Below are 25,250 nucleotides of genomic sequence, written 5' to 3'. Positions count from 1 at the left end.
GTATTCAATTTAATTATAACAGAAAAATCTGATATATTTCAGTCTATTATATGAAGCTGTTATTCCTTAATATGAATACAGAAAGGGGTGCGTGATATGAATATAGATTACCGAATAAGAAGTGTGGATGGTTATACAAAAAATATAGGGGAATTAGTAAGCATGCTGGAGCATACGAGGGCTGTAACATTACAGGAAATAAACAATCTATCAGTTGAGCAATTAGATTCAATTATGCCAAGTGGAGGGAATTCATCGGAGCTTTATTAAAGCATATTGCAGCTATTGAAAAAGCACATCAGCTTATTTCATTTGAAGAGCGTGACTTTACAAAGGAAGAATTAGAAATATGGGAAGACGCACTGTATTTAGGCGAAGTGGGGAGAACAATCCGTGGTCATGAAATGAAGTATTATGTACAACTTTTACAGAGTGTTCGAGAAGAATCCCTGCAGTATTTGAGTAAACAAGATGATGCATGGCTAATGTCAGAAAGAAAGTGGCCTAACGGTGTAGCGCATAACCAGTACTATTTGTGGTTTCACGTGCTAGAAGATGAGATTAGTCACCGTGGGCAAATTAGAATGATGAAAAATAAATTATTTGAAAATTACGTTAAATAAGGTGGCTTTTTAAATAAATATTCCATATAATGAGAGTAATTAAAATGAGAACGGGGTGATGTATTATGGCGAAAATAACTTATATGAATCATAAACCAAATACAAAGGTGGATGGAAAGGGCGATACTATATAAGTGAGCGCACGATCCTTCCACTTAGCTTACACTAGGGAGGATATAAATTTGAATCAAAATATTTTAGAATTGTTCGGCTGGGATTCTTTCTTTGAGGAACAAGCTGTAGAGAACTTTGAGGTAGGGCGTATTTTACTTGAGTATAAGCATATATATCGAATTATTTGTAATGATGGTGAATATATGGCAGAACTGTCTGGAAAGTTTCGGCATGAAGCAGTAACGAAGGGAGATTATCCAGCTGTTGGTGATTGGGTGTATATAAAGAAAATAGAGAATGAAAAGAAAGCAATCATTCATCGTATTTTTCCGAGAAGAAGCTCTTTTTCTAGACAAGAGGCAGGTACTCGAACGGAAGAACAAGTAATAGCAGCAAATGTAGATTATCTATTTTTAGTAAATGCACTTAACCATGATTTTAACGTAAGAAGAATGGAACGTTATTTACTCTTAGCGTATGAAAGTGGTGCAATGCCTGTAATTGTTTTAACAAAGAGTAGCTTATGTGAGGATATGGAACAGAAAATTGTTGAAACGGAAGCTGTGGCAATTGGTGTTCCAATCTTCGTCGTTGATAGTTTAGAGCATACTGGCATTGAATCGTTGCAGCAATTTGTTACTGCAGGAAAAACAATTGCTTTAGTCGGATCATCCGGGGTTGGAAAATCTACTTTGTTAAATGCACTTATAGGAATTGAAGTAGCAAAAACGGGAGATATTCGTGAGGAAGATAGTAAAGGAAGGCATACGACAACTCATCGTGAATTGTTCCGATTACCGAGTGGTAGTTTAGTTATTGATACTCCGGGTATGAGGGAGTTGCAGCTTTGGGAAGGAAGCGCTGCAATTCAAACGACATTTTCTGATATTGAAGAATTAGCAAAAACATGCCGTTTTAGGGACTGTAAACATGAAAATGAGCCAGGGTGCGCAGTGCATAATGCAATTGAAACTGGAATTATTACGATAAATCGTTTGCAAAGCTATAAAAAATTACAAAGAGAACTGGCGTATTTTATGAGAAAACAAGATGCTATTCTTGCAAGAGCAGAGCGTGACAAGTGGAAGAAGATTTCCAAACAACATAAAAAAATGTAAGAAACCAAAGGAATATTCCTTTGGTTTTTTACATTTGTAAATTTTATAATAATATTATTCAAATATATAGACAAATAGAATTTATTTGTTTAAACTTTACAAAGTATTCATCATAATAGGTTATGAAAATAATAATTCGGGAATGGGAAATATTTATAATTCACAAGATTTACCTTATAAAATTGAAAAGCAGGAGGTTTGTAATGGGTAGACTATTAAATTGGTTTCGTGATATGAAAGTAGCAAAAAAACTACTAATTTCATTTTTCATCATTTTAATTGCGGCTGTTTCTATTATCGGAGGTATGTCTTATCAAACAGCTAAAAAGAATTTTGAATCACAAATTACGAGTAGTGCTCACGACAATATAAAAATATTAGATAATTTAATCAATCAAATGATTGAGGAAAAATTTAATGATATAAATAATTTTGCGCGAGTGATTCAAGGGAATATGTATCAAGGGGAAAATCAAGATGAATTAAGAAAAATGCTTTCTCAATATATCAATTTAAATAAAGATATTGAACAAGTATACTTTGCTGGAAATGATAAGAAATTTGTGCAAGAACCAAATATACAAATGGCAGCGGACTATGATCCAACAGAACGTTCTTGGTATAAAGATGCAGTGGCAAAACAAGGTGGTATTGTAATTACTGAGCCGTATAAGGCGAAAGGCAATGGACATATTGTCGTAACGATTGCAAAACAAACAGAAGATAAAAACGGTGTTGTAGCAGTAGATTTAAGTTTAGATAATTTATTAAAAACAACAAAGTTAATCAATATTGGTAAAAAAGGATATGCTTTCATTTTAGATGGGAAACAAAAAATAATTACGCATCCTCAAGAAAAATCAGGAGAAAAAGCAGCTGATTCTTGGGCAAATAAAATTTATGAAGATAATCATGGCGCTTTTTCATATACGTATGACGGTAGCGAAAAACAAATGGTATTTGCTACAAATGTAAAAACAGGTTGGAAAATCAGTGGGACGATGTACTCAAATGAAGTAATTGAAGCTGCGCAGCCTGTATTTTATAATATGTTAATTGTTATGTTCATTTCATTAGTTATAGGCGGGGCACTTATTTATTTTGTGACACTTTCTATAACGAAGCCATTAAAAAGATTAGTTGTTACTTCTAAAGAAATAAGTGAGGGAGATCTAACGCAAACCATCGAAATTCATTCTAATGATGAAATTGGTCAACTTGCAAAAGGATTTAATGAGATGACTGATGCATTGCGAACGTTAATCGGAAGAATTAATACTTCGGCTGGACATGTTGCAGCAGCATCAGAAGAGCTAACGGCAAGTGTAAGACAAGCGAGTGAAGCGACTGAGCAAATTACAATGGCAATGGATGAAATATCGAGCGGGGCAACAACGCAAACGGCAAGTGTAGAAAATGGTGCAATGTTACTATTTAATGTAACAGAAGGAATTCAGCATGTAGCAAATAGTTCATCATCAATTAGTACGGCTTCTGCGCATACTCGTGAAAAAGCAGAAGATGGTGGAAAACTAGTAGGAAAAACAGTAAATCAAATGCAGTCTATTGCAGAATCTGTTTCACAGTCAGATGAAGTTATACAGTTATTAAATAATAAATCAAAACAAATTGGTGACATACTAGAAGTAATTCAAAATATTGCAGATCAAACAAATCTCCTAGCTTTGAATGCGGCAATTGAAGCTGCAAGAGCAGGAGAGCACGGAAGAGGATTTGCAATCGTTGCAGATGAAGTACGTAAATTGGCGGAGAAGTCTAGCGTATCTTCTAGTGAAATTAGTAAATTAATAAGTGAAATACAAGATGACATGAGTAAGACGGTAAAATCAATGGGGCATGTAAATGAAGAAGTTCAATCTGGACTTGTAATTGCGAATGAAACGAAGCAAAACTTTACTGAGATTTTACAATCTACAAATGAAATTGCAGTTCAAATTAAAACGATGGTTGAAACGGCTAATGGAATGTCAAAAGGGGCAAATGAAGTATCTATTTCAGTAGGTCAAATTGCAATGACGGCACAGAATAATGCGACGAGTACCCAAAACGTTGCAGCGTCAGCAGAAGAACAACTAGCATCCATTGAAGAGATTAGTTCTGCGGCTGGTACATTATCTCAAATGGCTGAAGAGTTACAAGGGTTAATTGAAAGATTTAAAGTTTAGCAGAGGACAGGCAACTCCAAAATAGTAGTATGCTATTTTGGAGTTGCCTGTTTTTATTATATAAAAGTAAATGGGGATGGAGAGTATTTTTATAATATTTAAAGGTATATTTTATATAATATTTGTCGAAAAATAGAGGTATTTGTTAACTTTGTGTATAATAATAATCATATAGAATACAAATAAAGGAGATAAATATGGGAGTGTACTGGGGTACCAAAAGACATTCTTGGCTTAGTTATGTCTCATTTTGGTTAAGTATTTCATTTTTTATTGTTTTTCTAATTGAAGTGTTTATTTTAAAAACACTTTCGAATAGTTCGGTACAAATTGTTAAATATTTTTATTTTATATTTGTACCAATAAACATCTTCCTTAGTTTAAAGTTACTTTTGAAGAAGAATGAAAAGAAAGCATTACCTATTTTTAGTTTCATTGTATCATTATTATTTACTATTTTAATACTAGTATTAGCGTTAGCAGCTACTGGGAAATTCTTTTAAGGAGAGTGATATAAGTCACTCTTCTTTTTTTATTGCATGGAAATAATAAATTGGAGGATGGACAAAGAAAGCATTTACTTAAGTTTGATATGATTTGAAAGCTTTAGAAGGGGATTAAGAAATGCATTAAGAGACAATCCAGAAAGTAATGCAGAGAATCAGGTGTTTTATATACAGTTATGAAGCAAATGAATACGGTAAGAACGGCGATATATGGTACAATACATATGGATAGTGATAGAGATAAAGGGTATATAAAATACTCATCGTTTTTTAGTAAGAGAGGGGTTATCTTATGCTATATGAGGATTTGATGACATTATTTCAAGCAGCTCCGAAAGAAGAAGTTAGAGGCGGCTGGAAATATATAATCCAGGAACGAAATGATAAATATGAAATTGTTGATGAAATGTTGAAAAATCAAATGAGTGTTGAATTGTATTTTAATGAATATGATGAGGTGAAAATCACTTTATATAAAGATGGAATGCCTATTTCGACGATGCAAAGAATTGCGATTTCAAAAGTTGAATTAGACGAAGAGGAAGAAGGGATTCAATTCGTTTTAGAACGTATGCCTAGTCGGATGATTCGGTTGCAATTAAAGCCGTATTTAGCACTCGAAATGGCGCCGTACTGGGAAGTATGTGCTGATTGTGAATAAAATATAAAAGAAGCATCCAATAACATGGATGCTTCTTTTATGTTTTTTGCAGTTGTTTAAAAGCAATAATCGGAAGTAAAATGATGCTTACCCACCCGATTATAGGATATAGAATGTGGAGTAATTCACTGTAGCCAACGTAACTAAAGCAATAGCTTATTAGTAAAATGAAGAAAATAATATTGTTACTTTTCCACCCGGTGATGGATTGCATTTGTTTTGTCATGCCGAACACATTGCCAACTAAAGTTGTGAACACTTCACCGAAAATGATAAGAACAAAGAAAAAGTGAAAAGTTGCATTGAATTTTCTGATGACTTCAGCCATTGGGATATTATATTGATAAAATTGATCGACTGATAAGATAGCTAAATGGCTGCATAATAAAATTAAAGAAAGTCCTGCTCCGCCTAAAATCCCCCCCCATAAAATGGCCTTTCGATCTTTTACTTCACTGGCTAACGGGACGAGAACGCTTTGGGCGAGAGAAAGATTTAAGGCGACATATGTAATAGGACTAGTTATCCACTTCATATTCCAACTTTCTGCAGGAATAGTGTTACTAATAGGTGTTGTACCGTGAATAAAAGTTGTAATAGCAAGTCCGATAATAAAAATCATCATAATAGGTACGACAAGTGTATTTACTTCAAAAACACCCTGCAATCCGCGACTACTTATCATGAGACAGGCGATCACTGTAATGAAAATACCGAGTTGTCTTGGTAAATGAAGTTGCTCTTCAAATACCGCCCCAGCTCCTGATAACATAACGCTCGTTACACCGAATAATACGAGTAATAATAGTGTGTTTACCACATTTCCAAATACATCCCCAAATAAATATTTGTTAAATTCCTGCGCTGAAAATGCACCGATTTGTGATGAAAGTAACATCATCTTTGTGCCAAGCCAAATAAAAAAAAATCCACTTACACATATGCCAATTGTTCCATAAAATCCGTTCACTGTAAAAAATTCAACAATTTCTCGTCCAGTAGCAAATCCAGCTCCAACGACTGTTCCAATATAAGTAGCAGCGACTTTCTTTGCTACTTGCCATTGTTGATTGTCCATGTTATCCCTCTTTCTACTACGATGAGCTTGATTTACTATTATGCATATGTAGGAGCTTGGACAATTAGACGTATGAAGTGTTTGAAAACATACATGAATTAATAGATATTAGGGAAGTATTAAAGGTGTTAAAACTTTGTTACATATGAACTAATCGTTCAAAAGGATAGGGAATGTATGGTAAAATGTAATTGGGTTATTAAAAGATAGTCATTACAAAATGATAAGAGGAGTGGATTGTATGAGTACGAAAGCAAATGTTGTTGAAGTATTAAACAAGCAGGTAGCAAACTGGAATGTGTTATATGTGAAATTACATAATTATCACTGGTATGTGACAGGACCACACTTCTTTACATTACATGAGAAATTTGAAGAGTTTTACAATGAAGCTGGAACGTATATTGATGAATTAGCAGAACGTATTTTAGCATTGGAAGGTAAACCGCTAGCGACAATGAAAGAATATCTTGCTACTTCTAGTGTCAGAGAAGGAACAAGCAAGGAATCTGCAGAAGAGATGGTACAAACATTAGTGAATGATTACTCTGCACTTATTCAAGAATTAAAAGAAGGTATGGAAGTTGCTGGTGAAGCTGGGGATGAAACATCAGCGGACATGCTGTTAGCAATTCATACAACATTAGAACAACATGTATGGATGCTAAGTGCGTTCTTAAAATAAAGTGAAACTTTAATCAGTGGGGGTCTTACTGCCCATTAAAGCGGGATAAATATAAGAATATAAAGAAAAAAGTCATTGAAAAATTCTTTCAATGACTTTTTTGTGATTTTTCAGTTTTCTTTTATGCTATAATATAGTAAAAAGGAGGCGATGCGATGTTTCGCTTTTTCAAAACTGGAAAAGAAGAGCGTGAAATTACGAAAGATGAATTGGAACAAGCGATGGCCAAGTTTCTAGAAAAGAATGCTAATATCGTTTATACAGTATTAGTAAATGATGATTATACAGTAAATTATGATTTGTTAAAGCCATATTTACCTGCATTTCCAACAAACCTTTTTCTTATTACGAAGGAAACGCTTGAGGTATTTGAACATACAGAAGAAAATCTAAACCTAGTTAAAGAAATTGATATCGTACAAAAGGCAGTAGATCAATATGTAACAGAAAAAGAAATGTTTCCAATTGTAGAAGGTAGTGAAGATCGCCTCATATGCGGAATGAAACTAGGACCTTACTTAGATCGTATATTAAAAAGAGACTTATATATTTCAGAAAAACATTATTTAGTTTCAAGTAAACCAGATAGAAAAAAACAAAAGAGTGGATAGATATATTGAAAACAACAATAAATATATTGTTGTCTTTTTTTGTTTATAAAAATATTGATTTTTCAGTTTATTAAACTTTATACTAAAATCATTGGACGAAGAGGAGTAATGATTAAGTACTATTAGCGTGAGTTATATATAGTGATTACAAAATAGTAAAAAGGTTTGAGAAATACATATTATAAAAGAATATGGGGGAATGGGTGTATGAAAAATAGTATGACTTACATTCAATTATTAAATGAAACGTTACATCGTTATGCAAATAAAGGAAGTTTGGAAGCATACACTTATATAATGGAGCATGCGAAAGGCATAGTGGGGAATGAGGCGCAAATATATAATTTCAAATATGCACTAGCGGGTGCAGCAGGACTTGAAGAAGAAGCGATGAATTTAATGAAGGAAGCCATTATAGAAAAGGGTTTTTGGTATGGAAATGAATATTTAATTACTGACGACGATTTAAAACCACTACATAAATTTGAAGAGTTTCATAAAATGGTTCAATTATGTAAAGAGAGAGAAGAATTAGCAAAGAAAACAGAACGAGCAGACGTGAAATTTATAGATGGTAAGAAAAAAGAAAAACTATTTATTGCAATGCACGGAGATCAAGAAAATATAGGAATAGTAGAACCATATTGGAAATCTGTTTTGGATCAAGGTTATACGTTGGCTTTACCACAGTCTTCGCAAATTCAGTTTTCAGATGGGTTTGTTTGGGATGATATACATAGAGGGAAAGCGGAATTAAAAGAGCATTACGTTAATTTTAAAGAAAATCATACAGTAGAAAGTGTAATAATTGGTGGCTTTTCTGCTGGTGCAAGAGTAGCTTTGTATACAATTTTACAAACAGATATAGAAGTAGATGGTTTTATTTTTATCGCGCCGTGGCTTCCGGAGATTGATGAATGGAATGAGTTGTTGGAAGTGCTACAAGATAAAAATATAAAGGGATATGTAGTGTGCGGGGATCAAGATGAAGATTGTTTCGAATGTACGCAGCAATTTGTACAAGTATTAAAAGATAAGAATATAGAACATAAGTATAAAGTTGTGTCCAATTTAAATCACGATTATCCTAGGAATTTTGAAGAGTTATTAGAAGAAGCTATTAAATATATAGAAGACAAAAGTAAAAACTAGTAAGAAAGGGAGATGCATCATAATGGATGCATCTCCCTTTTATCATTATAAATGAAAAGCATTCGCTAGTAAGCGATAAGAATTTAATTTATCTTCAAATCGATGAGTAATTGTGACAATCATAAATTCATCAGTATTGTACGCTTTGCTTAAGTTTACGATTTGTTCTTTCACAGAAGATGGATCACCGACGATCATACGTTGACGATTTTCTTTTATACGGAATAAATCATAAGCGCTGTATGAATAATTTTGTGCAGTTTCAATAGAAGGTGTACCAGTTGTACGCTTTCCTTGTTCTAGTAATAAGATTGATAAATCTAAACTAGAAGCAATTTTTTCCGCTTCTTCATTTGTTTCTCCACAAATAACAAAAATGGAGACGATTGATTTTGGTTTATCTCCTAAATAGGAAGGTTGGAATTGTTCCTGATAAGCCTTCATTACTTCAGCGCCACCGTATCCGTTGATGAACTGTGCGAATGCAAAAGAAGCACCTTGTTTTGCCGCAATCATTGCACTCTCTCCACTAGAACCGAGCATCCACATCTCGGGAGATGTTGGAATTACAGGAGTAGCCTTTAAATTTGCGTAATGATGGTTTTCGGGTACTTGATCATGTAAGTACATTGCAACATCTGCAATTTGTTCTGGATATTGATCAAGTGAGACCATTTTCCCTTCTTGTAGTGCGCGAGTTGCAATTGGCATACCACCAGGTGCTCTGCCGACACCAAGGTCAATACGATTTGGATAAAGAGCTTCTAAAACGCGGAAATTCTCGGCAACTTTATACGGGCTATAGTGTGGCAACATGACACCACCCGAACCGACTCTCATCCGCTCCGTTTTCGCTGCAATATGAGAAATAAGTATTTCTGGACTTGAGCCAGCAAGGCTTACAGAATTGTGATGTTCTGATACCCAAAAGCGTGTATATCCAAGTTTTTCAACTTCTTGCGCAAGCGTAACTGTATGTGAAAAAGCTTGGGCTGCCGTACTACCATCTGAAATAGGGGATTGGTCTAATACACTTAATTTGATCATAGAATATACCTCTCAATCTTAATGTACATCCTATTATATATTTACTTACGAAAAATGCGTAATGAAATGCTCAAAATAAAAAGTGGATAAATTACATATCCACTTTTAACGTGAAAATCCTCGTTCATAATGATTCATTTCGACTACATTTAGAATATATTCGTAGTTATCAATCTCAAGTTTTAGTTGTTCACGTTCTTTTTTAGATAGATGCATATTACTAAGTTTGTTGCATAGCTGTTGTTTCTTTTCTTCTAAATACTTCTTTGTAGCATTGTAGTCGTAAGTTGGTTTCATTTTCAACCACTCCTTATTTGCTGTTGCTATATTATACGAAGCGTAAAGAGATGTGAGAGCTATTTCTTATGTGTTTTTAGTGAATATTCAATTTGCTCTGTTGTTATGTTTATGGAATTTTATGAATAAAATGCACTAAACGACTAATGCCCATTTGATGAAGTAAGGGGTGGAATTGTGCAGAAAGATATAATGTATAACACAGAGATGGATGAAGCATTAAAAATTATAGATAAAGGATTAAAGAAGACGACGAGCCCGAAGCAAATTATTGTAGTAGGGGCTGGCATGGCTGGATTAGTTTCGGCATCTTTATTAAAAGCTGCGGGACATGAAGTGAAGATTTTTGAAGCAAACAACCGGGTAGGTGGCCGCATAGAGACAGTTAGAATGGAAGATACCGGTTTATATTTGGATGTAGGGGCAATGAGAATTCCGTATTCGCATACATTAACGATGACATATATAAGAAAATTTGGGCTACAGGTGAGCCCTTTTATTAATAGGAATGAGACTGATATTATTTACGTAAACGGCCGAAAAACGATATTAAAACAATATGAAAAAGATCCAAGTATATTAAAGTATCCTGTGGAAATGAATGAAGTTGGGAAAACGTCTGAGGAACTATTATTGTTAGCGGTGCAGCCTATTATAAATTTTATTAAAAAGAACCCAGAGAAAAATTGGGATGTTGTAGTAAAGGATTTTGGGAGATACTCTACAGGGCAATTTTTAAAGTATCATCCTTATCAATATAATACATATTTCTCGCCGGTAACAATTGAGATGATTGGTGTTCTGTTAGATTTAGAAGGTTTTTTAGAAAGGTCATTCGTTGAGACAATGCGTTTTTTATACATTATGCAAGAGGAGAGCGGATTTTGTGAAATAATAGGCGGGAATGATAGATTACCAAAGTCTTTTTTACCACAATTAGAGAAAGATATTATATATAATCAAAAATTAATGAAGCTACATCAACATGATAATGGTGTGACAGCTTTCTATCGAAACGAAAAAACGTTTGAATATAGTAGTATTACAGGGGACTTAGTTATTGTTACTATTCCATTTTCGACAATGCGGTTTGTAGAAGTAGATCCATTTGATTCTATATCTCATGAGAAATGGAAAGCAATTCGTGAATTGCATTATATGCCTGCGACAAAAATAGGAGTTCAATTTAAAAGTAGATTTTGGGAAGAACAAGGACAATTAGGTGGCAGAATTATAACGGATTTGCCAATTCGTTACGCCTATTATCCAAGCTATGGAATTGGAGGAAAGGGACCAGCAATGATGCTAGGAAGCTATACATGGTCATACGATGCGTTGTTATGGGATGGATTATCAAAGGGTGACCGTATTTATTATACTTTACAAAACTTAGCAACGATATTAGGTGATCAAGTATATGATGAATTCTTATCTGGTATATCAAAAAGTTGGACGTTGGATCCATATGCACTTGGAGGATTTGCTCTATTTCAGGCAGGTCAAGAATCAGAGTTACAACCAGCGATTGTCAAACCAGAGGGAAGAATATTCTTCGCTGGAGACCATACGACGTTATATCACGGATGGATACAAGGGGCGATTGAATCTGGAGTTCGTGTAGCGGTAGAGGTGAATGAATAAAAGGTGTAAAATTCAGAAATTTATTTACTATATAGTTTGAGATGGATATTATTATATATAAAAGAGTTATAGGGAGTGTTTACAGTGGAGCCATTATTATTCGATTTTCCTTCTGAATTTTATACGGAAAGGCTATTTATTCGAATGCCGAAACCAGGTGACGGAAAAGTTGTATATGATGCCATTCAAGCTTCTATGAAAGAATTAAAACCATGGATGGTTTTTGCACAAAAAGAGCAAACAGAGGAAGAAGTAGAAGTGAGTATTAGAAAATCACATATCCAATTTTTACAGCGTGAGGATTTGAGATTACTAGTTTTTTCGAAAGAAACAGGTGAATTTATTGCTTCTAGTGGATTACACCGTATTAATTGGGATATACCTCAATTTGAAATTGGGTATTGGATTGATTCAAGATTTAGTGGAAAGGGCTATATGGTCGAGGCTGCGAAAGGCATAACAGATTATGCTTTTTCTGAACTGAAAGCAAACCGCGTAGAAATTCGTTGTGATTCTTTAAATAAGAAGAGTAGGGCGATCCCTGAGAAATTAGGTTTTAAATTAGAGGGTGTTTTAGAAAGTGCGAGTGTTGCAGTAGATGGAAACGGATTAAGGGATATGTGTGTATTTGCGATGACTAGAAATACATATGAAAAAGAAGAGCTGTAGAGAAACGGCTCTTCTTTTTGTACATTATGGTACAGGATGTCCGTTAGAGCTTTCGAAAATTGTAAACCATTGTTGACGGTCTAAGTTAACTTTTGTAGCAAGAGCGGCTGTTTTAACACGATCTAATTTACCAGAGCCGATGATTGGCAACATTTTAGCTGGATGTGCAAGTAACCAAGCATACATAACCGTATCGATACTAGAAACACCTAGCTCAGTAGCGACTTTTTGCACAGTTTCACGTACACGTACAGCACGTTCTGATTGACCAGTAAAGATTTCTCCGCCAGCAAGAGGTGACCAAATCATTGGATTGATTCGTTTTTCCTGACATAAATCAATTGTTCCCTTTTCAAAATGCTCAAGCTGCAGAGCTGATACTTCAATTTGGTTCGTAATAAGCGGGAAATCTAAGTATGAACTTAACATATTGAATTGGGAAGGTAAAAAGTTAGATACACCAAAATGACGAACTTTTCCTTCTTGTCTTAAGCGTGAGAACGCTACTGCCACTTCATTTGGATCCATGAAAGGATCAGGACGATGGATAAGTAATACGTCAATATAATCTGTATGTAAATTTTTAAGTGAAGCTTCTGCACTTTGAATAATATGTTCTGCACTAGTGTTGTAGTGAGCAACATAACGCTCTGGAAATTTCGGTGATGGGGGAGCGATTCCACATTTTGTGATGATTTGCATGTTTTCACGTAAGGAAGGCTTTAGTTGTAATGCCTCTCCGAACAGTCCTTCACACGTATAACCACCATAAATATCAGCATGATCAAAAGTAGTAATTCCCATATCCATACAATCTTCGATGAAAGAAAGTAATTCTTGTTTCGTCATATTCCATTCTGCTAAACGCCAAAAACCTTGAATAATACGAGAAAATTCGAGTGTTTCGGCCATTTGAACTCGTTCCATTATAAGTACCCCCTTGATGAATGATTATTATTTTGAAAAGGCTTTCTTACTACATATTATTATATAGTTAGAGGGGCGTACAAACAATAAATATGTTTTGCTATAAAAACGATTTTTTCTATATGCTATAATGTAGAAACATATAGCTAGAAGGAGAGGACGAAATGATTCCAGTAACAATATTAACTGGTTTTCTTGGATCAGGGAAAACGACATTATTAAATCGTATTTTATCAGAGAATCACGGTCAGAAATTAGCGGTGATCGTAAATGAAATCGGGCAAATTGGTATTGATAATCAGTTGATTATGAATGTTGAAGAAGAAATTATGGAAATGACAAACGGCTGTTTGTGCTGTACTGTACGTGAGGATTTACTCGTTGCGTTAAAACAATTACTGGACGTAAAAGCAGAAGGGAAAATGGACTTTGATGGATTAGTAATTGAAACGACTGGTCTTGCAAATCCAGGTCCTATTATTCAAACATTCTTTTTAGATCCTGTTATTCAATCTGCATACCAAATTAATGGTGTTATAACAGTAGTAGATAGTTATCATATACATAAACATTTTGAAAAAGGGCTAGAAGCAAAAGAACAAATCGCCTTTGCTGATGTTGTATTAGTGAATAAGTTAGATTTAATTGAAGAGAGTGAAAAAGAAAATCTTTTGCATGAACTTCAAGGAATAAACCCGACTGCAAAGTTAATTCAGTCGACTAATTGTGATGTGGATATTCCATCGTTACTACAAATTCAAACGTTTAAAACGAAAGATACGTTACAAATTTATCCTCATACAGAGCATAATCATTTAGAAGGTGTAAAATCGTTTGTACTACGCGAAGAGCGTCCGTTAGATTTACAAAAACTAAATGAATGGATGTCAGCTGTCGTTCAAGAACTAGGTGAATATTTATATCGCTACAAAGGAATTTTATCAATTGATGGAGTAGATAAACGCATCGTTTTCCAAGGTGTGCATACACTGTTTGCTGCATCATATGATAGAGAGTGGCAAGAGGGCGAAGAACGAGTAAGTGAAGTTGTTTTCATTGGAAAAGATATTAATAAAGAATGGTTCCAAGAACATCTCGAGGAGTGTGTGAAATAAGTCTGCGTTTATTGCAGGCTTATTTTTTGGACTTAACTAAGTGTTTTGTAGAAAAATACTAGATTGCCAAAAACGAAGGACTAAAAAAACCTGTTTTCACAGGCTTGTATGTTTATCTAAAAGTAACTCCATTACAACACCTACAACAGGGCCTTCATCATCAATATCGCCATTTAAACGGAAGCCAAATGACTCATATAATCCCATTGCAAGTTTGTTGTCTGGGTGTAAACTTAAATAAATTGTTTTACATTCAAATTTATTTTGTAAGAATCGAATAAGCAAGCGAAGGAAACGTTTTGCGTATCCTTTTCCTTGATATTGTTGGTCAATCATAAAGCGGTCTAACCATACGCTTTTACGTTTTTCACAATGCCATCCATACATTGCGTATCCTACAAGTGTTTCTCCATCATATAAACCTACTGACGTTCCGTTTCCCTCATATAATGATTCTGCTAGAGAAAACGCATTGCTTTCAATAAATTGCTGCTGGTCTTTTGCGACGTTTAAAGCAGCTACCGAACGCCAATTTTTTTCTGTTACTTCACAAATGTGAAGAGTCATAATTCCAACTCACCTTCTAAATTAATATAGCTTAAAAGCTAATATGGATAATTTTACTTGTTATTTTAGTCCAGTCAAGCAGAAACACATAAAAAAGAAGCTGAATGTCATATTCAGCTTCTTATAAAAAGTTGGTTAGTTAGTAGCTTCTTTCAATGTGTTTACGTTTTCTTCCATTAAAGTGAAGTAATCTTTATTATTTTTCGCATCGTCTTCAGAAATAGTAGCTAAGTGATTTAAGCGTAAAATTTTTGTCCCTGTTTCTTTTTGAATTACGGATGCTACTTTTGGAGTAGAAAATGTTTCAAATAAAATATATTTTAGATTATGTTCTTTTACTGTTTTTGTAATGTCAGCAAGTTGTTTTTGAGATGGTTCATCAGAAGCTGAAATACCGGCGATAGCAATTTGTTTCAGGCCATAGCGTTGTTCCCAGTATCCATAAGCCGCATGAGAAACTAAAATATCTTTCGTTTTTGCATTCGCAACTGCTGCTTTAAATTGATCATCTAAATCAGTAAATTTTGTTTGAAGTGCTGCAAAGTTTTTTTCGAACTCTTGTTTATGGTCAGGTTGTAATTCTACAAGTGCATTTTTAATTTTTTCTGCTTGTTTCATTGCTAGAGTAGGGTCTAACCAAATGTGTGGGTCTTTATCGTGATGATGTTCATCCTCTTTATGGCCGTCTCCGTGATCATGATGCTCTTCTTCAGTAGAAGTACGCAGTTCAATACCTTTTGATGCATTTACAATTTTAACGTTTTCTTTTTGTAATGTTTTTTCCATTTTTTCAGCAAATGGTTCTAATTCAGCGCCGTTATAAACGAATAAATCGGCTTTTGCAACTTGTACTGTTTGTTTCTGACTTGGTTCAAATGTATGAGAATCTGCACCAGGTGGGTAAATTGCTTCAACAGTTACATAGTCGCCACCAATTTTTTTTGCGAAATCTGCAAGAGGAAAAATAGTTGTATAAACAGTTAGCTTTCCGTCTTTCTTGGCATTACCTTCTTTTGTATTTGAGCAGCCAGTAAAAATTAAAGTGAAAATAAGTAAGAATGAAAGTATAGTCAATCTTTTAGGCATGAAGTTCTCCTCTTTTCTTTTTTTACGGATATATTTTCCCCAATTATAGAAGAAAAATATCATTTTAACACAAAACGGAATAATTACGTTTTAGTTTGCGAACTTAGTATAATACATCTTTTATAAAGTTGCAATAAATAATAATCATTCCGATTTGATTTTGTTATAAAGTTGTCAAATATAGATGTGTTATTTTTGCGAATACATGCATATGTGACAACGTAGTGTTCATATATATGAAAGGAGGGTGTAGAGGGGGATGAGTGTTTGGGTTACTTAATGGAAGCTATTTTATTGATATTAGCGGTAGTACTACCATTAGCCGTAGTCTTAATTTTTTTAAGAAGATTAATAAGTAATTTAGGAGATGCATCAACCGTAACAAAATTACGAGAAAAAGATGAGAAAAAAGAGTGAGTAAAGCACTATGCGTACGCATAGTGCTTTACTTGTGGTAAAATGAGAGAAGGAAACTCCTAAAAGTTGTATTTTACTATAGGAGAGAAAAGTATAATAAGAGGTATATGCATATATGAATAAGCGAACAGCGTTAGTACTTGGTGCAAGTGGTTTAGTTGGGCAAGAGATAACGCGTCTATTACTTGAATCAGATTACTACGATTCGGTTACTATTTTTGTAAGAGAACCAATGCAATGGCAACATGAAAAGTTACAGCAAAAGCAAGTAGATTATTTGGCATTAGAGGAATATAAAGAGTTCTTTGCTGTAGATGACGTATTTAGTTGTCTAGGAACAACAATCAAAAAAGCAAAAACGAAAGCTAATTTCAAAAAGGTAGATTATGAATATACGTTACGAGCGGCTTGTTTAGCTGAAAAACAAGGGGTGCAAAATTTTCTTGTTGTGTCCTCAATGGGAGCGAATCCTAAATCGTTTTTCTTTTATTCACAAGTGAAAGGAAGAATGGAAGAGGAATTGCAAAAGTTAGTAATTGGTGGTATTCACATTTTTAGGCCATCTTTATTAGTAGGAAATCGACAAGAATTTCGCTTAGGTGAACGAATGGCGGAAAAATTATCTCGTATTATTCCTTTTATATTTAAAGGAGCCTTCAAAAAGTATAAACCAATTTCAGCAAAAGATGTTGCAAAAGGGATGTATATAACTGCATTGCGAGAAGAATCAGGTATCCACATTTATAATTCGAATGAAATTACAACGATAGAATAAATAAAACCGAGAAGAAAAGCTTCTCGGTTTTATTTATTTATACTGATTTTCCCAGGCGCTCGCTCGTATTGATACGGTTCTTCTAACTCAAAGCCAAGTTCATTGGCAGCTATTCGTGGGAAGTAAGGATTGCGAAGTAACTCACGTCCGATAAAAATTAAATCTGCTTCGTTATTATTTAAAATTTGCTCTGCTTGTGCTCCGGTCGTAATCAATCCAACTGCACCAGTTGCAATGTTAGCATGCTCTTTAATATGTTTAGCATATTGTACTTGATACCCAGGATAAACATCGATGCGCGCAGGTACAACAGCCCCAGAGCTACAATCGATTAAATCCACTCCTTGTTCTTTCATCCATTTTGTATATTGTACATAATCTTGAACTGTTAACCCGTCAGGATGATAATCATTTGCTGAAATACGAACAAATAACGGTCCGTTCCAAACTTCATTTATCGATTCAATGATTTCGCGTAAGAAACGATATCGATTTTCAGGTGAACCACCATATTCATCAGTCCGCTTATTGGTAAGTGGAGAAAGAAATTCATTAATAAGATAACCGTGAGCACCGTGTATTTCAATAATGTCAAATCCAGCTTGTTTGGATCGTACTGCAGCTTGCTGAAAAGCTAATACAGTATCTTTAATTTGGTGTTTGCTCATTTCTATTGGCATTTTCATTGTTTCATTAAATGGAATCGCTGAAGGAGCTAACGCATCTGTTTCTAATTCTGCTTTTCTTCCAGCATGAGCGAGTTGAATGGCAGCTTTTGCACCATTATCGTGTATAAAAGTTGTTGCTTTATGTAAGCCTTCAATTAAACTGTCATCCCAAACGCCCAAGTCTTTATTTGAAATTCGACCTTCAGGTAACACGGCTGTTGCTTCAATCATAACTAAACCAACTTGACCAGCAGCTCTTGTTCCATAATGAATGAGATGGAAATTCGTTACTTGGCCATCCTCGTTTTTCGATGAATACATGCACATAGGTGACATAACAATCCGGTTTTTTAATGTAACATCCTTAATTGTATAAGGTGAAAAAAGTTTGGAATGCATCAAATAGCCTCCTAGATTGAATTTTCTTACATTGTATCATTCCCGTTTTTGTTTCCCTAATAAAATGCTTATACGAAAAATTTTGTCTATTCGTGTTACAATAATGAATATGAACTGAATTGGAGGATGGCATATGTATCAGGCTTATTATGAAAGTGAATTAGGCTTGTTAGAAATTACAGCAAACGATAAAGGAATTACGTCTGTTATATTTGTTGATGAGAGACAAGAAGAACATACAAATGAAATGATAGATCAATGTATAAATGAATTAGATGAATATTTTAAGGGAAAGAGAAAAGAGTTCACAGTTCCGCTGTCTGCTGAGGGAACAGCATTTCAAAAAAATGTATGGGATGCGCTCTATACTATTCCTTATGGCGTAAGTGCTTCATATTTAGATATTGCAGAGAAAGTCGGAAATATGAAAGCTGTACGAGCAATAGGAGGAGCAAATAGTCGCAATCCGATTTCAATAATCGTTCCGTGTCATCGTGTAATAGGAAAGAGCGGGAAACTTGTTGGGTATGCGGGCGGTTTATGGAGGAAAGAGTGGTTATTAAAACACGAAGGTATTTTGAAATGACGTATGGACGGGAAGAGGGATTGTTTTGAAATGTATAAATTGTGGGCAACTTTGCGAGGGAAATCAGTTAAATTGTGAAAGTTGCCAGCGGACTTTGCATACTGAACAAAGTGAAGGAAGTTCGCTAATAGACAAGGAATTAGAAGTATATGTAGGGAGACAATATCCGTATTACAAAAGGAAATGGGAGCTTGAGGAAAAGCGGATTGCTAGGTGGAGCTGGAATGGTTGGGCAGCTATTTTCAATGTAGGTTGGCTCGGATATCGTAAGTATTATTTACCTGCAGCTTTATTTGTATTGTTATTATTAGCGTGTGATGCGTTTTCTTATTATATGGGCTTCAACGTAGCATTGCCGATCATTAATATGGTGCCTCTTACGTTTCTATTACTCGTTTTTATTTTATTTGGAATGGCGATTTTTGCGAATGGATTATATTATCAATTTGCAGAAAGGCGTATATATCGAATAAAAGCACGAGAAATTCAAGATGCATCGGTTGAAAAGTACCTCATTCGTGATAGTGGTGGAACGAGTAAAATGGGAGCAACAATCGTTACGATTTTAGCGGTTGCTAGTATTTTTATCAGCCATTTCTTTTTCCCGACTGATCGAGATATTATTCAAAAGGTTCGTACAAGCTCGCTATATGAATATCCATTCTTTTCAATTGGTGAATCGTTTGAAAATTATTTTAGAAATCCGGGTTGGGCATATTATCGTGGCACTGAAGGATTAGAATTGGTAGAGTTCCAAGGGGATAGTCCGGATATGTCGAAGAAAAAGGTTACGATCCAATTTGTTGTTGATTATAAATTGGGTGAGATCGAGCCATACTCACTTATGATTAATGGCGAATCTAAAAATGAGGAAGAATTTTTAAAGATAATGGACGAAATATTTAAAGTTCAAAATCCATTTGACATAGAGGAGGGATTACAAGTAAAAGAAATAGAAAAAGAAGTGGATAGTAGAGCTCTCTATCCGCTTCTTTTTTTGTATATATGAAAATAATATTTGAAATAATCTGAATTTTTTGTATAATAATATGTATTATACTGGCTTTCATTTATACATATAGATTGGGGGAAGGAACAATGAAGAGAAAGGTAACAACGATTGCTGCAGTTGCATTATCGACTAGTGTATTAGTTGCAGGTTGCGGAAATGGGGAGAAGGCATCTACAACGAAGAAAGAAGCAGGTAAGGGGGCAGCAGATAAGCAAGTATTAAACTTACTAGAAACAGCAGAAATTCCTTCAATGGATACGTCAAAGTCAACAGACTCTGTATCATTCCGTGCCTTTGTAAATGCAATGGAAGGATTATATCGTTTGGATAAGGATAATAAACCAACTCCAGGTATGGCAAAAGACGTGAAAGTTAGTGAAGATAAAAAGACATATACATTTGAATTACGTGATGCGAAATGGTCAAATGGTGATCCAGTTCGAGCACAAGATTTTGTATATGCATGGCAACGTACATTAGATAAAGCAACGGCAGCTGAGTATGCATTTATTTTATTTGATGTGAAAAATGCACAGAAAGTAAATAAAGGAGAGTTACCGTTAGATCAATTAGGAGTGAAAGCGAAGGATGATAAAACGTTAGTAGTAGAATTAGAACAACCAGCACCATATTTCCTTGAGCTTACTTCATTCCCAACATTCTTCCCTTTAAATGAAAAATATGTGAAAGAACAAGGAGATAAATACGGATTAGAAGCAGATAAATTATTATATAATGGACCGTTTACGATGAGTGAATGGAAACATGAAAGAAGTTATCAGTTAAAGAAAAACCCTAATTATTGGGATAAAGATACTGTGAAGTTAGAAGAAATTAATGTGAATATTGTGAAGGAAACAAGCACAGGAGTAAATTTATATGATAGTGATCAAGCGGACCGTGTTATTTTAACTTCTGAATTTGTTGATAAATATAAAAAGAATAAGCCAGATGAATTTAAAACGAAGTTAGATCCACGTATGTATTTCTTACGATTTAACCAAAAAAATGCAACGTTTAAAAATCAAAAAGTTCGTGAAGCGATTGACCTGGCATATGATAAAAAAGGAATTGCAAATGTTATTTTAAATGACGGATCATTGCCAGCATATTTCTTAGTACCTGAAAAATTTACGACAGGACCAGATGGAAAAGATTTCCGTACTGTAAATAAAAATTTCCGTGACAGTAAAGATAATGCAGCAAAAGCGAAAAAATTATGGGAAGAAGCAAAGAAAGAACTTGGCCAAGATACAATTACAGTCGAATTACTAAATGATGATAACGGTAGTCGTAAAAAAGTAGGAGACTTTATTAAAGAAGAGTTAGAGAAAAACTTACCTGGTATTAAAGTGAATTTAAAACAGCAGCCATATAAACAGAAGTTAGATTTAGAAAAGAAATTTGAATATGAATTCTCTTTATCTGCATGGAGTCCAGATTATCCAGATCCAATGACTTATATTGATATGTTTGTTACTGGAAGCTCATTTAATGAAATGGATTATTCTAATCCGAAGTATGATGAGTTAGTAGCGAAATCAAAAGGAGAACTATTAAAAGATGATAAAGCACGCTGGAATGCACTTGCAGAAGCGGAAAAAATCTTAATTGGTCAAGATGCTGCCATTTCTCCTACGTATCAACAAAGTACCGCATACTTAGAGAAACCATACGTAAAAGGTATTGCAAATCATACGTTTGGTGGGGACTTCAGTTATAAATGGGCATATATTACAAAAAAATAGTATAATAAAAGATGAGTGAATTTTCGCTCATCTTTTATTTGTATAGGAGGAATTATAGTTGTTAAAAGGAATCAATCATCTTTGTTTTTCAGTATCTAATTTAGAAGATTCTATTACATTTTACGAAAAAGTATTGGAAGGAGAATTATTAGTTAGAGGAAGAAAACTTGCATATTTTAATATATGTGGAGTATGGATAGCGCTTAATGAAGAAATACATATTCCAAGAAATGAGATTCATCAATCTTATACGCATATTGCGTTTTCTGTTGAACAGAAAGACTTTGAACGTCTACAGCAGCGATTAGAAGAAAATGATGTTCATATTTTAAAAGGAAGAGAACGTGATGTAAGGGATTGTGAATCTATCTATTTTGTTGACCCAGACGGGCATAAGTTTGAATTTCATTCAGGGACATTGCAAGACAGGCTTAATTATTATAGGGAAGATAAACCTCATATGACGTTTTACTAAGGGGGCAAAGAAAGTTGCATGCGCTAGTAATTGGTGGAACAGGAATGCTAAAGAGGGTGTCTATGTGGCTTTGTGAGCAAGAGTTTCATGTTTCTATTATTGGAAGAGATGAAGTGAAATTAGAAAATGTTAAACGAGAGAGTGCTATACCAGAAAATATCACATGCCTTCCGTTAGATTATCATAATGATGACGATGTAAAGGTAGCTATTAAAAACACAATTGGGAGGAATGGCCCAATAACATTAGTTGTCGCATGGATACACTCAAGTGCAAAGGATGCGTTATCACTTATTTGTAGAGAATTAGACTTGTCGTCTAAAACATACAACGTTTTTCATATTTTAGGCAGTAAAGCGTCGAGAATAGCCTCACAAAAAATAGGTGGTACGCGATGTAGCTATCATAGAATAATATTAGGTTTTATATTAGAAGATACATACGGAAGATGGCTTACTCATGAAGAAATATCGGATGGAGTAATAAAAGGAATTGAAAGTAAATGTAATGAATGGATTGTAGGGCGAGTAGAGCCGTGGGAATTGCGGCCAACATGGTAAGGGGGAATGGCAAATGAAAACAACTGTATATGTGACGAGGCACGGTGAGACGGAATGGAATGTAGCGAAGCGAATGCAAGGACGGAAAAATTCTGCTTTAACTAAAAACGGTATGTTGCAAGCTAAGCAATTGGGAGATCGAATGAAAGATTTATCTATCGATGCGATCTATAGTAGTCCGAGTGAAAGAACTCTTCATACTGCAGAGTTAATTAAGGGCGAACGTGATATACCGATAATCGCGGATGAGCATTTCTATGAAATTAACATGGGTATATGGGAAGGACAGACAGTCGATGATATAGAAAGGCAATATCCAGACGACATACAGTTATTTTGGTATGAGCCACATCTTTTTCAGTCAACATCAGGAGAAAATTTTGAGGCTGTTCATAAAAGGGTAATTGAGGGGATACAGATTCTTTTAGAAAAGCATAAAGGAGAAAGTATATTAATTGTCTCCCATGCGGCAGCGGCAAAACTACTTGTAGGACATTTTGCGGGTATTGAAATAGAAAATGTGTGGGATGATCCATTTATGCATAGTGCTAGTCTAAGTATAATAGAATTTGAAGAAGATAAAGGTGAAGTGAAGCAATTTGCAGATATAAGTCATTTTCAATAAAGTGGGATAAACGTAAAAAAGGCCGCAAAACGGCCTTTTTTTGTAGGTACAAAAACTAGCAATTACGTTTTTTATACCAGAAGTGATCAAATTTCTTGTGTTTGCAAGATGGGAATTTATGTCCGCCTTTGCAATCATTCCACTTATGCCCGTCATCGTGACAGTCTCTACCATGATCGCATGAATCATCGCAAGAGTGACCGTGTCTGTTAGGGAAGAATTCGCATTTTTTACAGAAACTTCTTTTTGTCCAGAAAAATTTCTTTTCAAAGCGTATGCATTTTGTAATGAATGTACAATGTTTTCTGCGAGTACGTTTTGTAACTAAAACGCATTCTTTTCTACGCGTCACTTTCGTAACGAACGTCCATTTTTGAACGCGTACACGAGTACATTTTGTAACAAATGTCCATTTTTTTACATGCGTACATTTTGTAACGAACGTACAATGTTTCACGCGAGTACATCTTGTTCTTGGGCATTTACCCCCAGTTGTACATTTACATCCAGTTGTACAATTATGATGAGTGAATTTATCATCATCGCATTCAAAAGTACTTGGATCTTGGTGTAAGAAATCCTCCATCCCAGCACTTTTGATTTCTTCAACCGCTTTTCTAATATCACGTTTCATAGAAATCCTCCTTATCATGTATTTAGTTGAAAAGGTATTCTTTTTCCTTAACAGGATATGTATGGAGGTATCTTTCTGAACAGGACAAGAGTGTAATTTTATATAAATAGTTGATAGCGGATGTATGGACAAGACGAGGTGCATACATTGAATGAAGAGAACTGAGAAGGGATGTGGAAATATGCTACCTTCATATGATTTTTTTATTCATCCAATGAACCTAGTGGAATTGAAAAAAGACATTTGGTCAGACAGTCCAGTGCCAGCAAAATTAACGTATGGTAAAAAGAAGTATGATATTGATATCGTATACCGGGGTGCTCATATTCGTGAATTTGAGAAAAAGTCTTATCATGTTATGTTTTATAAACCAAAAAAATTTCAAGGTGCGAAAGAGATTCATTTAAATTCTGAGTTTATGGATCCGTCTCTCATACGAAATAAATTATCTTTAGACTTTTTTCATGATATTGGTGTACTTTCACCGAAATCACAACATGTGTTTATAAAAATTAATGGTCAAATTCAAGGTGTATATTTACAGTTAGAATCAGTTGATGAAAACTTTTTGAAAAATAGAGGATTACCGAGTGGTTCTATTTATTATGCGATAGATGATGATGCGAATTTTTCTTTAATGAGTGAGAGAGATAAAGATGTTAAGACCGTGCTTTTTGCAGGTTATGAATTTAAATATTCGAATAAAAATAGTGAAGAACAGCTGAGTGAATTTGTATTTCAAGCGAACGCTTTGTCGAGGGAATCTTATGAAAAAGAAATTGGAAAGTTTTTGCATGTTGATAAATATTTACGATGGTTAGCTGGCGTTATTTTTACACAAAACTTTGATGGTTTCGTTCATAACTATGCACTATATCATAATGATGAAACAAATTTATTTGAAGTGATACCGTGGGATTATGATGCGACTTGGGGGCGAGATGTACAAGGGAGACCACTTAATCATGAATATATTCGTATTCAAGGTTATAACACGTTAAGTGCAAGATTGTTAGATATACCTGTATTTAGAAAGCAATACCGAGGTATTTTGGAAGAAATATTAGAAGAACAATTTACCGTTTCATTTATGATGCCGAAAGTAGAAAGTTTGTGTGAGTCGATTCGGCCTTATTTACTACAAGATCCATATATGAAAGAAAAATTAGAAACATTTGATCAAGAAGCTGATATGATTGAGGAATATATAAATAAAAGAAGAAAGTATATACAAGATCATTTACATGAATTGGATTAATTTTGAAAGA

The 25,250-nt window shown here is 34.4% G+C and carries 27 protein-coding genes and 1 pseudogene; 20 read left to right on the top strand and 8 right to left on the bottom strand.

What is annotated here, in order from left to right:
• Nucleotides 1-96 precede the first annotated feature (96 nt).
• The 5 genes and pseudogenes from AC0NJG_RS13525 (at nucleotide 97) to AC0NJG_RS13505 (ending at nucleotide 5,208) form a co-directional block, all read left to right on the top strand.
• Nucleotides 97-623 (top strand): annotated as a pseudogene (locus AC0NJG_RS13525) (DinB family protein).
• Nucleotides 624-805: 182 nt separating this feature from the next.
• A complete protein-coding gene (gene rsgA, locus AC0NJG_RS13520) occupies nucleotides 806-1,855 on the top strand; it encodes a ribosome small subunit-dependent GTPase A (protein WP_140421222.1) in 1,050 nt (349 codons plus the stop codon).
• Nucleotides 1,856-2,058: 203 nt separating this feature from the next.
• Complete coding sequence (locus AC0NJG_RS13515; RefSeq protein WP_088327309.1) at nucleotides 2,059-4,041, top strand: HAMP domain-containing methyl-accepting chemotaxis protein; 1,983 nt, start codon at nucleotides 2,059-2,061, stop codon at nucleotides 4,039-4,041.
• Nucleotides 4,042-4,238: 197 nt separating this feature from the next.
• Nucleotides 4,239-4,544: a hypothetical protein gene (locus AC0NJG_RS13510; RefSeq protein WP_000539568.1), complete on the top strand. Its 306-nt coding sequence runs from the start codon at nucleotides 4,239-4,241 to the stop codon at nucleotides 4,542-4,544.
• A 295-nt stretch (nucleotides 4,545-4,839) separates the two neighbouring features.
• On the top strand, nucleotides 4,840-5,208 hold the full coding sequence (locus AC0NJG_RS13505) for a DUF3979 family protein (protein ID WP_088327311.1): 369 nt from the start codon (nucleotides 4,840-4,842) through the stop codon (nucleotides 5,206-5,208).
• Nucleotides 5,209-5,245: 37 nt separating this feature from the next.
• On the opposite strand, the gene AC0NJG_RS13500 is transcribed toward AC0NJG_RS13505, so the two are convergent.
• Nucleotides 5,246-6,286: a YkvI family membrane protein gene (locus AC0NJG_RS13500; RefSeq protein WP_087952848.1), complete on the bottom strand. Its 1,041-nt coding sequence runs from the start codon at nucleotides 6,284-6,286 to the stop codon at nucleotides 5,246-5,248.
• 241 nt (nucleotides 6,287-6,527) lie between these two features.
• Here AC0NJG_RS13500 and AC0NJG_RS13495 point away from each other — a divergent pair, with 241 nt between their 5' ends.
• The 3 genes from AC0NJG_RS13495 to AC0NJG_RS13485 all read left to right on the top strand — a co-directional run bounded on the left by AC0NJG_RS13495 (nucleotide 6,528) and on the right by AC0NJG_RS13485 (nucleotide 8,734).
• Entirely contained in the window at nucleotides 6,528-6,971 is a 444-nt protein-coding gene (locus AC0NJG_RS13495; RefSeq protein ID WP_087952846.1) for a Dps family protein, read from the top strand.
• A 155-nt stretch (nucleotides 6,972-7,126) separates the two neighbouring features.
• Nucleotides 7,127-7,582: a DUF3939 domain-containing protein gene (locus AC0NJG_RS13490; protein ID WP_087952845.1), complete on the top strand. Its 456-nt coding sequence runs from the start codon at nucleotides 7,127-7,129 to the stop codon at nucleotides 7,580-7,582.
• A gap of 207 nt (nucleotides 7,583-7,789) precedes the next feature.
• A complete protein-coding gene (locus AC0NJG_RS13485) occupies nucleotides 7,790-8,734 on the top strand; it encodes an alpha/beta hydrolase (RefSeq protein WP_087994526.1) in 945 nt (314 codons plus the stop codon).
• 45 nt (nucleotides 8,735-8,779) lie between these two features.
• On the opposite strand, the gene AC0NJG_RS13480 is transcribed toward AC0NJG_RS13485, so the two are convergent.
• The gene (locus AC0NJG_RS13480; protein ID WP_087952841.1) at nucleotides 8,780-9,781 is read right to left on the bottom strand and encodes an LLM class flavin-dependent oxidoreductase; all 1,002 of its coding nucleotides are present in this window, start codon (nucleotides 9,779-9,781) and stop codon (nucleotides 8,780-8,782) included.
• A 105-nt stretch (nucleotides 9,782-9,886) separates the two neighbouring features.
• On the bottom strand, nucleotides 9,887-10,078 hold the full coding sequence (locus tag AC0NJG_RS13475; protein ID WP_000805517.1) for a DUF3896 domain-containing protein: 192 nt from the start codon (nucleotides 10,076-10,078) through the stop codon (nucleotides 9,887-9,889).
• A 177-nt stretch (nucleotides 10,079-10,255) separates the two neighbouring features.
• On the opposite strand from AC0NJG_RS13475, the gene AC0NJG_RS13470 reads away from it, so the two are divergent.
• Both AC0NJG_RS13470 and AC0NJG_RS13465 read left to right on the top strand, forming a co-directional pair.
• Complete coding sequence (locus AC0NJG_RS13470) at nucleotides 10,256-11,719, top strand: flavin monoamine oxidase family protein (protein ID WP_140421223.1); 1,464 nt, start codon at nucleotides 10,256-10,258, stop codon at nucleotides 11,717-11,719.
• Nucleotides 11,720-11,803: 84 nt separating this feature from the next.
• The gene (locus AC0NJG_RS13465) at nucleotides 11,804-12,388 is read left to right on the top strand and encodes a GNAT family N-acetyltransferase (protein ID WP_087952839.1); all 585 of its coding nucleotides are present in this window, start codon (nucleotides 11,804-11,806) and stop codon (nucleotides 12,386-12,388) included.
• A 24-nt stretch (nucleotides 12,389-12,412) separates the two neighbouring features.
• Here the strand turns inward: AC0NJG_RS13465 and AC0NJG_RS13460 are convergent, their stop codons facing one another.
• Nucleotides 12,413-13,315 carry an aldo/keto reductase gene (locus AC0NJG_RS13460; RefSeq protein WP_088327313.1) on the bottom strand — a complete coding sequence of 301 codons (903 nt, stop codon included), beginning with the start codon at nucleotides 13,313-13,315 and terminating at the stop codon, nucleotides 12,413-12,415.
• Nucleotides 13,316-13,479: 164 nt separating this feature from the next.
• Between AC0NJG_RS13460 and AC0NJG_RS13455 the strand changes: the two genes are divergently transcribed.
• On the top strand, nucleotides 13,480-14,430 hold the full coding sequence (locus AC0NJG_RS13455; RefSeq protein WP_087952836.1) for a CobW family GTP-binding protein: 951 nt from the start codon (nucleotides 13,480-13,482) through the stop codon (nucleotides 14,428-14,430).
• A 96-nt stretch (nucleotides 14,431-14,526) separates the two neighbouring features.
• Here the strand turns inward: AC0NJG_RS13455 and AC0NJG_RS13450 are convergent, their stop codons facing one another.
• Both AC0NJG_RS13450 and AC0NJG_RS13445 read right to left on the bottom strand, forming a co-directional pair.
• On the bottom strand, nucleotides 14,527-14,997 hold the full coding sequence (locus AC0NJG_RS13450; RefSeq protein ID WP_087952833.1) for a GNAT family N-acetyltransferase: 471 nt from the start codon (nucleotides 14,995-14,997) through the stop codon (nucleotides 14,527-14,529).
• A gap of 135 nt (nucleotides 14,998-15,132) precedes the next feature.
• Nucleotides 15,133-16,083, bottom strand: coding sequence for a metal ABC transporter substrate-binding protein (locus AC0NJG_RS13445; RefSeq protein WP_049111007.1), 951 nt, complete (start codon nucleotides 16,081-16,083; stop codon nucleotides 15,133-15,135).
• Between the two features lie 279 nt (nucleotides 16,084-16,362).
• On the opposite strand from AC0NJG_RS13445, the gene AC0NJG_RS13440 reads away from it, so the two are divergent.
• Nucleotides 16,363-16,500, top strand: coding sequence for a hypothetical protein (locus AC0NJG_RS13440; RefSeq protein ID WP_001997329.1), 138 nt, complete (start codon nucleotides 16,363-16,365; stop codon nucleotides 16,498-16,500).
• Between the two features lie 115 nt (nucleotides 16,501-16,615).
• The gene (locus AC0NJG_RS13435; protein ID WP_001992819.1) at nucleotides 16,616-17,275 is read left to right on the top strand and encodes an oxidoreductase; all 660 of its coding nucleotides are present in this window, start codon (nucleotides 16,616-16,618) and stop codon (nucleotides 17,273-17,275) included.
• Nucleotides 17,276-17,304: 29 nt separating this feature from the next.
• Here AC0NJG_RS13435 and namA read toward each other — a convergent pair whose 3' ends face one another.
• Entirely contained in the window at nucleotides 17,305-18,342 is a 1,038-nt protein-coding gene (namA, locus tag AC0NJG_RS13430; protein WP_087952832.1) for an NADPH dehydrogenase NamA, read from the bottom strand.
• A gap of 133 nt (nucleotides 18,343-18,475) precedes the next feature.
• Here namA and AC0NJG_RS13425 point away from each other — a divergent pair, with 133 nt between their 5' ends.
• From AC0NJG_RS13425 to AC0NJG_RS13400, 6 genes are all read left to right on the top strand, one after another.
• Entirely contained in the window at nucleotides 18,476-18,928 is a 453-nt protein-coding gene (locus tag AC0NJG_RS13425) for a methylated-DNA--[protein]-cysteine S-methyltransferase (protein WP_087952830.1), read from the top strand.
• A gap of 25 nt (nucleotides 18,929-18,953) precedes the next feature.
• Nucleotides 18,954-19,937, top strand: coding sequence for a DUF2628 domain-containing protein (locus AC0NJG_RS13420; RefSeq protein ID WP_140421224.1), 984 nt, complete (start codon nucleotides 18,954-18,956; stop codon nucleotides 19,935-19,937).
• Between the two features lie 89 nt (nucleotides 19,938-20,026).
• Complete coding sequence (locus AC0NJG_RS13415) at nucleotides 20,027-21,688, top strand: peptide ABC transporter substrate-binding protein (RefSeq protein ID WP_088327317.1); 1,662 nt, start codon at nucleotides 20,027-20,029, stop codon at nucleotides 21,686-21,688.
• 58 nt (nucleotides 21,689-21,746) lie between these two features.
• Nucleotides 21,747-22,163 carry a FosBx1 family fosfomycin resistance bacillithiol transferase gene (fosB, locus tag AC0NJG_RS13410; protein WP_087952825.1) on the top strand — a complete coding sequence of 139 codons (417 nt, stop codon included), beginning with the start codon at nucleotides 21,747-21,749 and terminating at the stop codon, nucleotides 22,161-22,163.
• 14 nt (nucleotides 22,164-22,177) lie between these two features.
• Entirely contained in the window at nucleotides 22,178-22,723 is a 546-nt protein-coding gene (locus AC0NJG_RS13405) for a short-chain dehydrogenase (RefSeq protein ID WP_088327319.1), read from the top strand.
• Between the two features lie 13 nt (nucleotides 22,724-22,736).
• Nucleotides 22,737-23,348 (top strand): phosphoserine phosphatase 1, encoded by a 612-nt coding sequence (locus AC0NJG_RS13400; RefSeq protein WP_087994533.1) that lies wholly within the window; start codon nucleotides 22,737-22,739, stop codon nucleotides 23,346-23,348.
• A gap of 55 nt (nucleotides 23,349-23,403) precedes the next feature.
• Here the strand turns inward: AC0NJG_RS13400 and exsB are convergent, their stop codons facing one another.
• Entirely contained in the window at nucleotides 23,404-23,982 is a 579-nt protein-coding gene (exsB, locus tag AC0NJG_RS13395) for an exosporium protein ExsB (protein WP_029439421.1), read from the bottom strand.
• A gap of 181 nt (nucleotides 23,983-24,163) precedes the next feature.
• Here exsB and cotH point away from each other — a divergent pair, with 181 nt between their 5' ends.
• A complete protein-coding gene (gene cotH / locus AC0NJG_RS13390; RefSeq protein ID WP_087953069.1) occupies nucleotides 24,164-25,240 on the top strand; it encodes a spore coat protein CotH in 1,077 nt (358 codons plus the stop codon).
• The last annotated feature ends 10 nt before the right edge of the window (nucleotides 25,241-25,250 follow it).

Source organism: Bacillus sp. SSR7, from assembly GCF_055902415.1.
The sequence above is the reverse complement of the archived record's forward strand: the minus strand, read 5'-3'. Positions and strand labels throughout refer to the sequence as shown.